The 13,569-nt window shown below is 33.7% G+C and carries 8 protein-coding genes and 1 tRNA gene; 8 read left to right on the top strand and 1 reads right to left on the bottom strand.

The window, feature by feature from the left end:
• Positions 1–34: 34 nt before the first annotated feature.
• Positions 35–439, bottom strand: a complete 405-nt coding sequence (locus H3T83_RS02130; RefSeq protein ID WP_110453184.1) for a protein YgfX — start codon at positions 437–439, stop codon at positions 35–37.
• 437 nt (positions 440–876) lie between these two features.
• Here H3T83_RS02130 and H3T83_RS02135 point away from each other — a divergent pair, with 437 nt between their 5' ends.
• From H3T83_RS02135 to H3T83_RS02170, 8 genes are all read left to right on the top strand, one after another.
• A complete protein-coding gene (locus tag H3T83_RS02135) occupies positions 877–3,417 on the top strand; it encodes a penicillin-binding protein 1A (protein WP_370527991.1) in 2,541 nt (846 codons plus the stop codon).
• A 13-nt stretch (positions 3,418–3,430) separates the two neighbouring features.
• A complete protein-coding gene (rsmD, locus tag H3T83_RS02140) occupies positions 3,431–3,994 on the top strand; it encodes a 16S rRNA (guanine(966)-N(2))-methyltransferase RsmD (RefSeq protein WP_034902448.1) in 564 nt (187 codons plus the stop codon).
• The gene (locus tag H3T83_RS02145) at positions 3,994–4,251 is read left to right on the top strand and encodes a DUF1145 domain-containing protein (RefSeq protein ID WP_034902452.1); all 258 of its coding nucleotides are present in this window, start codon (positions 3,994–3,996) and stop codon (positions 4,249–4,251) included. Before rsmD ends, H3T83_RS02145 begins: the two co-directional genes overlap by 1 nt.
• A 71-nt stretch (positions 4,252–4,322) precedes the next feature.
• Positions 4,323–4,398 (top strand) — tRNA-Gly (locus tag H3T83_RS02150).
• Between the two features lie 355 nt (positions 4,399–4,753).
• Positions 4,754–6,025 (top strand): integrase arm-type DNA-binding domain-containing protein, encoded by a 1,272-nt coding sequence (locus H3T83_RS02155; RefSeq protein WP_198214944.1) that lies wholly within the window; start codon positions 4,754–4,756, stop codon positions 6,023–6,025.
• A gap of 196 nt (positions 6,026–6,221) precedes the next feature.
• A complete protein-coding gene (locus H3T83_RS02160; protein WP_086319905.1) occupies positions 6,222–8,315 on the top strand; it encodes a class I SAM-dependent DNA methyltransferase in 2,094 nt (697 codons plus the stop codon).
• A complete protein-coding gene (locus tag H3T83_RS02165; protein ID WP_198214945.1) occupies positions 8,308–9,600 on the top strand; it encodes a restriction endonuclease subunit S in 1,293 nt (430 codons plus the stop codon). The genes H3T83_RS02160 and H3T83_RS02165 overlap by 8 nt, the downstream gene beginning before the upstream one ends.
• A gap of 18 nt (positions 9,601–9,618) precedes the next feature.
• Positions 9,619–12,906: a type I restriction endonuclease subunit R gene (locus tag H3T83_RS02170; protein WP_198214946.1), complete on the top strand. Its 3,288-nt coding sequence runs from the start codon at positions 9,619–9,621 to the stop codon at positions 12,904–12,906.
• Positions 12,907–13,569 lie beyond the last annotated feature (663 nt).

A 13,569-nucleotide genomic window follows, 5' to 3' on the forward strand; every position in this document is an offset into this window, starting at 1 on the left:
TGATCTGAATAATTCTCAATTAAATTTATTTTCATTATGATAAATCAATTTGTTTTAAATGATAGTGTAGTGTGCGCCAATCATTAGGCGCAAGGTTATCGATCATTAAAAACAGTACTCTTCTTTTGCCATCGCGACATGATTTTAGATTTAAAATTACCATATAACGTAAAAGTAGTGGTTTTCGCATTAAATGCCAACGTTGTTTATGCCAATAAATTTGGTGTATATATTCAAATAATGCCAATTCACCTTTAATAGTTTTGAAATAATTGACACTACGCCACCATTCAACGATTAAAACTAAAATTAAAATATAGGTATAACAATTTAGTGATGTATTGGCAAACTGAATTAAGCTGATGATAACTAAAATTAAATAAAAACAGCAAGAACCTAATAATTGTAAAAAAGATGGATTAAGGTTTGTGCTCCACATATTGTTACTCTTTAATTAGATGTAAAACACAATTATTTAATCAATTTATTTGTTTTATTTAAAAATATAAAAATATTGTGAGATAATACGCAAAATCCTTGAATAATTTACTGGCAATACAGTTAAAATCGACAATTTGTTCGCAATTTTGGCACTGTTCGATAATGTATTGATGGTAATTTATTAATCAACGTATTAGTAACGAAATATAAGAATTGCAATTAATTTTAAGCTAAATTTCTCATTTAAATTAAAAGAGTTAATGGTTAAAAATCTGATTCAAATATTATTTGAAATAAAGATAATTACTGCTTTTTATTTTGAGTCTTATCGAGTAAGTAGTATACTCGTCGGTTAAAAATGATTTGATATAATAAATATAACAACAGTTTTATTATCTTTTTTTGATCAAAAAATCAATTGGATAGGAATGATTTGTGATAATACTAAAAATATTAAAATTTTGTCTTAAACTTTTTATAGGTTTATTTCTTTGTGGCTTAATTATAGGTATAGCTGGTTATAGCTATTATTCAAGAGATTTACCGGATGTTGCAACATTAAAAGATGTTAGATTACAAACACCTATGCAAGTGCTAAGTAAAGATGGTGAATTGATTGCTGTCTTTGGTGAACGTCGACGAATACCATTAAAATATGATGAAATTCCACCAATTGTTGTAAATGCTGTTATTGCTACCGAAGATGCTCGTTTTCATGAACATTTTGGCATTGACCCAATTGGTATTGTGCGAGCAATGTATGTAGGATTAAAACAAAAAGGCTTTTCACAAGGTGGTAGTACTATTACTCAACAAGTTGCTAAAAACTTTTTCTTAACACCGGAAAAAAGCATATCTCGTAAAGTAAAAGAGATGATTATTGCTATTCGTATGGAGCAAGAATTATCTAAAGACGAGATAATGGCGTTATATCTTAATATGATCAATTTTGGATCGCGAGCATATGGTATTGCTGCCGCATCATTTACCTTTTTTGGTAAAACACCTGATCAGCTAACCGTAGATGAAGCCGCGTTACTTGCTGGTTTACCAAATGCTCCTTCAGCGTTTAATCCGATTTCTCATCCAGATAAGGCGCTAATTAGACGTAACTGGGTCTTGGGACGAATGTTAGACCAATCTTATATTACTCAAGCTGAATATGATGAAGCAATTAAGAAACCTTTAAATGCAAGTTACCATACACCAAAAATTGAATTTTCTGCACCATATGTTGCTGAAATGGCAAGACAATTTATGTACGATAAATTTGGTGAAAATGCCTATACTGACGGTTATAAAGTTTATACAACCATCTCTAAAACTGATCAAGTTGCAGCAACTGAAGCAGTTCAAAAACATATTATTGATTATGATATGCGACATGGCTATCGAGGCCCCGAAAAAGTCTTATGGGAAAATAATGAGCCAGCATTAAACGAAGAGCAAATCCAAGAAGCCTTACACAAATATATTTGCTATAGCGGTATGTGCCCAGCAGTGGTATTAGAATCGAATGATAAGGAAGCAAAAGCTGTATTATCTGACAAAAGTAATATTACTATTGCTTACCAAGATATGAAATGGGCAAGAAAATTTATTAATGATAATCAACAAGGTGCTTTGCCAAGAAAAGTTAATGATACGTTAAAAGCAGGTCAACTAATTTGGGTAAAAAAATCTGGTGATAATTGGGGCTTAGCGCAAATACCAGCTGTTAATGCCGCATTGGTTTCTCTTGATTCGGATAATGGTGCTATTAAGGCAATTGTTGGTGGTTATGATTTCAATTTAAGTAAATTTAATCGTGCAACACAAGCATTACGTCAGTTAGGTTCTAATATAAAACCATTTATTTATACAGCAACTTTAGAACAGGGCTTAACCATGGCTACGCTACTTAATGATGCACCTATTGTGCGGACTACTGGAAGTGTAACATGGCGTCCAAAAAATTCTCCTCCTAACTATGCAGGTCCTTTAAGAATGCGAATCGGTTTAGGAATGTCTAAAAACGTGATGATGGTAAGGGCGTTACGTGCTATAGGTATTGACTATGCGGCAACCTATTTAGAACGTTTCGGATTCCCGAAAGAAAATATTTCTCATAATGAATCGTTGGCCTTAGGTTCTGCATCATTTACACCTTTACAAGTTGCTAGAGCATATTCAGTAATCGTGAACGGTGGCTATTTAATTACGCCATATTTAATTGAAAAAATTGAACACGACAATGACAGTGGTGTGATTTATCAACACCAACCATTAATTGCTTGCCATAATTGTAACGATGAGGTTGTTAAATTTGATTCAGTTTCTGTATCGTTAGATAACGTTGAAAATGAATCGAATGAAATAGGTAATGAAGAGCCAGAAGAGGCAAATCTTAAGTCAGAAGATAATCTAATCTTACCTGATATTAATAATGATAACAAAACCGTTGATGCAACACCTAAATATGCGCCACACACGGTTGATAGCGGTATTGCTTATATTATGAAAGATGGATTACGTACCATTGTTTTTGGTGGTTCGGATTGGCAAGGTACAGCATGGCGTGTAAAAGCCTTAGGTCGAAAAGATGTTGGTGGTAAAACTGGTACCACTAACCAATCGAAAGATGTTTGGTTTTCTGGATTTGGTGGCAATATTGTCACATCGGTTTGGATGGGCTTTGATGATCACCGTCGTGCTTTAGGGCGGACTTTCCGTGCCGAAGCTGGTGCAGTTACAGCTAACCCAGTCTGGGTTGATTATATGAAAGTTGCTCTTGAAGATGTGCCAGAAAAACAAGATGTAAAACCAGATAATGTGATTTCAGTGACAATTGATCAACGAACCGGAATGTTACCAGGTTCTGGTGCAAGAACAATGTCTGAATACTTTATTAAAGGAACTGAGCCAACTACATATGGATCACAAGAAGTTGGTACTAGTGTGACGGATTCACAAGGCAATACTCAAGAACTATTCTAAGTAAGGTTATTATATGAATGGTTCAATAAGAATTATTGGTGGTAAATGGCGCGGTAGAAAATTATCAGTTCTTGATAAACAAGGCCTGCGTCCAACCACAGATAGGGTAAAAGAAACTTTGTATAATTGGTTAATGCCAATTATACAAAATAGCAATTGTTTAGATTGTTTTTCTGGTAGTGGATCATTAGGTTTTGAAGCTGCATCACGTGGAGCTCAATCAGTCACATTATTAGAGAAAGACAAGCAAACAGCTAATCAGTTGAAAAAAAATAAACAACTCATTGCCAGTGATAATATTGATATTTATGCAACCGATACTTTTCAATGGTTAGATAAACCTGCGCAAAAACAATTTGATGTTGTTTTTATCGATCCGCCTTTTCATCAATCATTGATTGAAAAGACAGTACAACTCCTTGAAAATAATCATTGGCTTACTTCATCAGCTTATATTTACATCGAGTCTGAAACAAATCATGATCTAACTAGTTATATCCCATCAAATTGGTATTTACATCGGGAAAAAACCGCCGGCCAAGTTCATAGTTATTTATTTATACGAGAAGAAAAATAATGTTTATACTTTTGGGCAAATCAATCTATTCATTTATATGGTTATTTTTATTATTTAACTTAGTTCATCCATTTCCAAAGCCAGCCAATATTGTTGCTTACGTTGGATTGGCTGCATTTGTTATAACTCATGGCTTACAAGCTTGGTTATTACAATCAACAATGACCAACCAAGAAAAGCAGCAGGATAAATTTAGAGCACTTAGACTTTTTATTTTTGGTGTTTTTGAAACACTTAGCTGGAAGAATAAAAAATAACGGTTAAAAAAGGTTGCCATAGACTAATATTTTTGTATAATGCTCACCACTTCTTTCGAAGCAATCAATATGCGGGAATAGCTCAGTTGGTAGAGCGCAACCTTGCCAAGGTTGAGGTCGCGAGTTCGAACCTCGTTTCCCGCTCCAAATTCTTCAAAAATAAATAAATTCATTTAAATTCAAATAGTTAATCACGTAAATAAAGTTCTAAAATACGACTCGAATTCGGTTGTTTTTTGTTTGAATTATTACTTAATTGATATTAATTGATTTATTTTTAAACCCCTTCCTTATTACCTTTTATAACCACTAATTATTTAGTCCAAAAATCAGTACATCTGGATTTAGGTAGTACATCGTTTTTTGTGCTATTTATGGCCTGATTTTTAAACCTATCGAATTTGACAGGTTTAAAATTATGTATTTCTTAATTTGCTTTTTTATCCATCAATATTATTGTAGATATATTTTTTTCTTTGTCAGTTGCTAACAAGGAGCAATGATGCCATTAGTGGATAAAGTTGTGCATTTTGCAAGACCTGATAATAAACCTTATACGCTTTGTGATGGGAACGGCTTATCATTATTTGTCGCTTGTAACGGTCGACGAAGTTGGCATTTCCGTTTTTCTTGGCAAAAGAAGCAGTACCGGATCTTGTTAGGGGTGTTTCCTGAGGTGAGTCTGGAGGAAGCAAGAGCTTTGTGTCGAGACTCGAATGAGCTGCTTGGGAAAGGGATTGACCCTCGAGTTTATCGCCAACAAACTAATTCACCGGCTGCTGACAGTCGGCTATTTCGTGTGTTTGTTCGATCTTGGTTGGCATTCAAGTTGAAACGACTAGATTCAGTGTTTTCTCGGGAAAAGAAACATGTAGGTGGTCAAGTAACAGCTATCCAGATTGAACGTTCATTGAAAAGGGATATTTTACCGTTTTTGGGTGATCGAACATTAAGAGATATTTCTCGTGAAGATGTGTGGGCAATTCAGCAGCGTATTGAACAGCGAGGTACATTTGCTGTGGCTAAGAAGGTGCGGACTTGGCTTAAAGAGATGTTTGCTTATGCGGTGGCATTGGGTGAGTTAGAGTTGAATCCAGCCAGTTATTTGAATGAATTAGCATTACCTTGTTATGGCAAGCGGATGGTGAATCCTTTCTTATCTCTGGAGGAAATCCATGAGTTATTATCTTGTCTTGCCCGTTATAGAGGTAATTTGCAAACTAGATTAGCGATTCGCTTACTATTGTTGACGGGGGTTAGGTTAGCGCATTTGCGCTTTGCACAGGTGCAACATTTTGATTTCAAGCTGTCGGTTTGGCATGTTGATGTGTTTAGAGGTCGTAAGGTATTGGAGAATTCAGATAGGAGTCGTCTTATTTATCCTGCTTATGTTGTTCCTTTATCTTCCCAAGCATTAAGTATTGTGAAGAAGTTGTGTGAGTGTGCTTTTCCTGGTCAAAAGTATCTTTTGTGTCATCGTCTCGATCCCCAGCAAACAATTAGTGAAAATACATTGAATATGGCATTGAAGCGTTTAGGGATTAGTGGTCGTTTAACCAGTCATGGGATTAGAAAGATGCTTTTTGCGGCCTTTAAGGACTTGGGCTATGATGATGATTTGATTAATACACAGTTGTATCATTTTAGTTGTGAAGAGATCCGACGTACTTATAATCATGCGCTGTATATTGAGCAGCGTAGAACGATGATGCAGGAGTGGGCGGATTTATTGGATGCGTGGGAGAAAGAAGAACAATTTAAAGTAGTTTACTAAGAATTTTGGTTTATCTTAGCCAGAAGTCGAATTAATCCCTCAAAAATAACCATAATAATTAAAATATAATTCCATATGTTTTCTAAAATATTTACATTAAAAATCTTTCGACGATAACTAAATATTGAATATTGGATTATTATTTTTTTACTGTACAATATTTTCAATTATAATTTTACAGAAATTAGAGATCTAAATGAACGCGGAACAACTAAAACAATTAGAAGACGATCTATGGGCTGCTGCCGACAATCTACGAGCAAACAGCGACCTTAAATCTAGTGAATACGCCACACCAGTTTTAGGGCTTATATTCTTGAAATTTGCTGATAACAAATATGCAGTAGCTGAAAAAGCCATTCTTGATGAGTATAACAAGCTAAAAGGTACTCGCCGAGAAAAACCAATCAGTGATGTTGCTATTGAAAAATGTGGTTTTTATCTACCCGATCACGCTCGTTATGACTATTTGCTAAATCTTCCCGATGAAGAAAATGTTGCTAAAAAAATCAAAGAAGCAATGCAAGATATTGAGCGTTATAAGCCTGAATTGGATGGGGTATTACCTAAAGACGAGTATTTTCCTCTTGCCCGAACCGATAAAACATTACCTTCGCAACTATTAAAGGCATTTTCTAATATTCCTCGTGATGCAAGTGGTGATGTTTTAGGCAAAATCTATGAGTACTTTCTAGGTAACTTTGCCTTAGCAGAAGGCCAAGGTGGAGGCGAATTCTTCACACCTACCTCTGTGGTTAGATTAATGGTTGAAATAATCGAGCCCTATAAAGGTACAGTATACGATCCAGCTTGTGGCTCAGGTGGTATGTTTGTTCAATCACAGCATTTTATTGATGATCATCGCCGCGAACTTATAGCTTTAGGGCAAAGCTATGAGCAAGATCAATTATTTGTTTATGGTCAAGAAAAGACTTTAGATACTGTAAAATTAGCTAAAATGAACCTTGCAGTTAATGGATTACGTGGTGATATTCGCCAAGCTAATAGCTATGCGGAAGATCCATTTAATAGCTTCGGAAAATTTGACTTTGTGATGGCTAATCCTCCATTTAATGTTGACGATGTGCCAATTGCTACTGTAGAGAAAGATGAACGTTTTAATACTTATGGTATCCCACGTAATAAAACCAAACCTAAAAAAAGTGAAGAAGGTAAAGAAACTGTACCCAATGCCAATTACTTATGGATTAACCTATTTGCCACCTCATTAAAAGATAAAGGACGTGCAGCATTAGTTATGGCTAACTCCACTAGTGATGCACGTCACTCGGAAGCTGATATAAGACAAACCTTAATTGAAAATAATTTAATTTACGGGATGCTTACTTTACCGTCCAATATGTTCTATACAGTAACTTTACCAGCAACATTATGGTTTTTTGATAAAGCTAAACAAGATAGCCGTATTCTATTTATCGATGCACGTAATATCTTTACTCAAATTGATCGTGCCCACCGTGAATTTAGCGAAGAACAGATTCATAATATTGCCATTATTAGTAAGTTACATAAAGGTAATCGTACAGCATTTATTCGTTTAATAGACAGTTATTTTGGTAAAGGAATGCAGCTACTGCTAATAAGTGAACAACAAATTGTTCCTATCAGTGAAAAGCTACTTGAAGTATTAGGAGAACAAATAGGTAAAGATACTGTAGATGAATTAGTTGAAAACTGGCAAGAAATAGCTCAATTACAGAAAGAATATCAAAATTACCAATCCCATATAAAAGGAAAGCTTACTGATAACAAATATATTGATAAAGTAAATCAAGCACAACAAGAACTATCAAATACTTTCCAGCCGTTCTTTAAATTATTACATAATAGTTTAAAGCAACTAGATAAAAATGTACGTCAACATGAGAAAACACAACAAGATATAGCTCATGCTGAAGGTAAACGTACTACAACCGACCGAAAAACTAAGCAATTAAAAGAAGCATTAGAACAACTACACCAAGCTTTAAAAAATGCAGAAAGCTTTTTTAAACATATTAACTGGTTACATGAACGTTTTCCAAATGCAGAATATACAGATGTTATTGGACTTTGTAAGTTAGCTACACCTGATGAAGTTAAAGAACAGGATTATTCACTTAACCCTGGACGATATGTGGGGGTAGTAATTGAAGAGGATGGGAAAACTGAAGAAGAATTTATCTCAATGCTTCTTGAAACACAAGATGAATTAGAACAATTGACTGCCGCCGCCCAGACTCTTGAAATAATCATTTCAAAAAATATTAAGGCTCTCTGCGATGAATGAAACAAAACTATTTTTAGAACAGTGTTTTGAATTTATTAATGGTGGCACATGGAATGAAAATGAATATTCCCTAGAAGGTATTCATGTTGTTAAAGTTACGAACCTAGTGAATAGTGGCGTTGAAAGAAAAAAAGATGATAGCTATTTGCCATGGTCTAAATATGAAAAATACCAAAAGCATAAATTATTTGAAGGAGATGTTGTCATTGCAACAGTAGGGTCTCATCCAACACAACAAGGGTCAGTTGTTGGACGCACATCGAGAATTCCTAAAGACTTTGACGGTTCTTTTTTAAACCAAAATGCTGTGTGCCTCAGAAATAAAGATACTAATAAAATTAATTCCAGATACTTTTTTTATCTGACAAAAACAATACTATTTAAGGGATATATTGAAGGAAGAGCAAAAGGTAGTGCAAATCAAGTAAGGATGGCTCTTAGTGATTTAAAAAAATTTAATTATTATTTCCCCCATATTTCTTATCAACGCAAAATTGCTGCAATTTTGTCTACATATGACGATCTTATTGAAAATAATAATAAACGTATTGCATTATTAGAAAAAATGGCTGAAGAAATTTATCGTGAATGGTTTGTACATTTTCGTTTTCCAGGATATCAAGATATCAAATTTGAAAAAGGTATTCCAAAAGATTGGTCTGTCAAATCCTTGGGTAATATTTTCGATACTGCTTCAGGGGGAACACCCTCTAGAAAAGATATAAGAAATTATAATGGAAAAATAAACTGGCTTAAAACAGGAGAGTTAAAAAGCATATTCGCATTTGAAAGTGAAGAAAAAATAACCTTATCTGGATTAGAGTCATCATCTGCGAAAATTTTCCCAATAAATACTATTGTGATTGCAATGTATTGCGCAATGCCAGATATATCAATTTTAGCTGAACCTGCAGCAACTAATCAGGCTTGTTGTGCCTTCTTACCAAAATTGGATTATTTTACATATCATTATAATTATTATTTAATTAAGTATGCACAACCCCATCTTATACAATACTCTCATGGTGCGGCTCAACAAAACTTGAGCCAAGATTTAATTAAACGATTTGAAGTATTAATTGCTAATGAGTTTATTATTAAAAAATATACATCAATAGTTGATCCACTATTTCAAGAAATAAAGATTATAATGAAACAAAATAAGATTTTGAGAGAATATAAAAATATGTTACTCCCACGTCTAATCTCAGGAAAACTTTCAGTAGAAAATTTAGATATCGCATTTCCTCCTAGTATGCAGCAAGAAGAAGGTAAAGTAGATTAGATAAAAAAGGAACTACTTATGGTAAAAGGTAAAGTAAAAAACTTCATCAGTGAAGACGATATAGAACAAGAATTATTGCAAAGCCTACAACACCTTTATGGCTTTGATATATTAAATTGCTTTACACCTAACCCTGAAACATTAAATGATGGTTCTAATCGTTCTGATAAACGTGATGTAGTACTTATTGATCGTTTACGTATGGCATGCCTTACCTTAAATCCTACAATTCCTATCGATGTAATTGAGGCTCAGGTACTATCTAAAATCATTGATCATCGTAATATGATGAGCCCAGTTATAGCTAATAAAGAACTCGATAATTTTATTCGTAACGGCGTACCGGTCATATATGAAGACAGTAAAGGTATAAAACAACAAGAGTTTGTTAAACTTATTGACTATAATCAGAAAGAAAACAATAGTTACCTAGCAGTCACTCAATTATGGATTAAATCAACTGTACAAGTTCCTTTTGCTGCTTATCGTCGTCCTGATATTATCTTATATATTAATGGGTTACCCTTAGTATTTATCGAACTAAAAAACTCTAATATCAAGCTTCGCTCAGCATATGAGGATAATTTAACTAGCTATAAACACGATATTCCCCAATTGTTTAATTATAATGTCTTTTGCCTACTTTCTAATGCAGTTGAAACCAAAATAGGCAGTTTTACTGCTGGTTGGGAACATTTCTTTAATTGGTTACGTGTAGATGATGAAAAAGAAACTATTAATCGTAAGGATATTGCTGAAGCAGGTACTAGCCTAGAACGTGTTATCGATGGTTTATGTAACCCCAACCGTCTTTTAGACTATATAGAAAACTTTATTCTTTTTCATAAAGATAATCTAAAAATTATTGCTCAAAATCATCAGTTTATGGGGGTTAATCAAGCATTTAATCGCTTTTTAAAACGTGATGAACTAGACGGTAAGCTAGGAGTTTTTTGGCATACTCAAGGCTCAGGTAAAAGCTTTTCCATGATATTTTATGTACGTAAGATTTTAAGGAAAGTAACGGGTAATTTTAGCTTTGTAGTAGTAACTGATCGACAAGATTTAGATGGGCAAATTTATCGTAATTTCTTAAATACGGGTACAGTAAATGAGAAAGACGCTGCTCAGCCTGCCAATGCAGAAGAAATGCGTAAGTTTCTTGGTCAAAATAAAAAAGTGGTGTTTACCCTCATTCAAAAATTCCGTTTTACTAAGGGTAAAACTTATCCTCATTTATTTGATCCCGTCAAAGAACAGCGAGAAATTATAGTTATTGTTGATGAGGCACATCGTACTCAGTATAAAGACCTCGCTGAAAATATGCGTAGGGGATTAAAAGGTGCACATTTTATTGCTTTTACAGGTACTCCTCTACTAGGTAAGAAACGGAAAACTAGTGAATGGTTTGGTGACTATGTATCAGAATATAACTTTAAGCAAGCTATGGAAGACGGTGCAACAGTGCCCCTTTACTATGAAAAACGTGTTCCAGAAATGCTTATTCAAAATGATGATCTCAGCGAGGATTTTTATACATTATTAGAAGAAGAAAAACTTGATGACGCCCAGCAAGAAAAATTAGAAAAAACATATGCTAAAGAAATACAGATAATTGTTCGAGATGACCGTCTAGAAACACTAGCTCAAGATATTGTCTACCATTTTCCTCGTCGTGGCTATCTTGGTAAAGGAATGGTTGTCACACTGGATAAGTTCACTGCTGTCAAAATATACAATAAAGTTCAATCTCATTGGAAAGCAGAAATAAAGCGATTACGTGGTTTAGTTAAAACTACAGCCAATGAGATTGAAAAAGCTCGTTTCAAAAAAATTATCGACTACATGAAGCGGGTTGAAATGGCTGTTGTTATTAGCGATCCAAATGCTGATATAGAACGCTTTGAAAAAGCAAAGCTGGATATTAAACCGCATATTAAACGCTTAGAGCAGATTGATGAGCATGGGCATGATATTGAATATAATTTTAAAGACCCTGAACATCCTTTGCAGTTAGTATTTGTCTGTGCTATGTGGCTCACTGGTTTCGATGCACCAACTTTATCAACATTATATTTAGATAAGCCAATGAAAGATCATACGCTCATGCAAACTATTGCACGGGCAAATCGCGTAGCTGCTTATCGTATTAGAGGCTATAACGGGGAATTAATCGAAAAACGTAATGGCGAAATCGTCGATTACTATAATGTATTCCGTAATATGAAAAAAGCGTTACGCGATTATGCCTTAGGAGGGGATGATACAGAACCTCCTGTACAAGAGAAATCAGTACTTTTTAGCTTATTAGATAGTGCAATTTTACAAGCAGCTACTTGGTGTAAAACCTGCGATATTGATCTTTATAGCATTATTAACACAGAAAATACTTTCAAGAATATTACTCTATTTAAACAATATGCCGATATCTTGTTAAGTAAAGATGAATGGCGAAAAACTTTTTATGTATATGACAATACTATCTCTTCACTTTATGAAGCTAGTAAACCTGAAGTATTAGATCAAGAGCAACGCCCTTTAATTGCTATTATCCAATATTTACGTGGGATTGTGGACACACATATTAACCAAGCTGATATTGATGATGTTAATGAAAAAATTGCAGAACTATTAGATGAAAGCATGGTTGTTGATAACGGTGAGAAATTTGCTGTTAGGGAACACCAAGCCGAATACAAGATAGTGCAAAAGAACCGAGTGTGGGATCTCAGTAAGCTTAATGTCGAAAAACTTAAAGAAGAATTTGCTGAGACTCAATATAAACATATTGAGATTGCAGAGCTAAAAACATTTATTGAAGATAAATTACGACGAATGTTGGAAGCTAATCATACTCGAGTAGATTTCGCACAAAAATTACAGCAAATTGTCGATCGTTATAATGCTGGTGGCTCTTCTACAGAAAATTATTATGATGATTTGATGGCATTTACTGAAAGTATGAAGCAAGAAGATGAGCGCCATATACATGAAGGCTTAACGGAAGATGAACTTGAACTTTATGATTTACTCAAAAAAGATAAACTAACTAAAGCTGAAGAACAAAAAGTTAAACTTGCAGCAAAAGAACTGATTATAAAATTATTAGAACGTCACCCTAGAGTTTTAGTACAAGATTGGTGGAAAGATGGTCAAACTCAATTAAAAGTAAAAACAGCCATTGAAGAAGTACTTGATCAAAATTTGCCAGAAAGCTATAACCGTCTTGAGTTCAAGGAAAAGTGCGATAAAGTTTTTGAGCTTGTTATAGAGTTTGCTGCTCATCATAAAAAATGGGCTGCATAATTTGTGAGTGTTTTAACCACACATAACTCCAACTGATATACACCTTGATATGTTAAATTATATGAAGGACATTCAATTAAGTTAATTGATAAATATGACCTTCACTAAATTGTAATGACCTTCCAGAAAAATCGGAAGATAAATGTAACTGAGTTATTATGACTCCACGCTGTTAGTACCAATTATGGAGATTATATTATTGAAATATTTTCTTTTTGTATAAAATAACTTAGTATTATTTACGACTCTTTGTAATCCATTTAAGTATATAAATAAAATTATTGTAACTAAAAGCTATTTAGTCCAGAATATAGTCCAAAGGATAGCTTGATCAATAATAAATATAACTTATTCAATAGATTGTAGAGGTAATATGGATTACGTTTTCCGCTCCAAACTCATTCCAAAGTGAAAAATATTCAAATTCGAATTATCATTTATAAATTAGAAAATTCTGAAATTATAGACTAATGACAATCTTTTTATTGTTTCTTTATACCTATCTATTTTATCGTCTTATCTACTCTTATTGAGATCAGAAGTTTGGTATCGACTACACAATTTAAAAGAAGTAAGTCCCAACTATGAACCGGTTATATTTCTACTATAGAGTCGAATAGTTTTTTTATTTAATTATATATAACCTTATTTTGTTATGCTCAT

The sequence above is a fragment of the Gilliamella sp. M0320 genome, assembly GCF_016101635.1.
Lineage (GTDB): Bacteria > Pseudomonadota > Gammaproteobacteria > Enterobacterales > Orbaceae > Gilliamella > Gilliamella apis.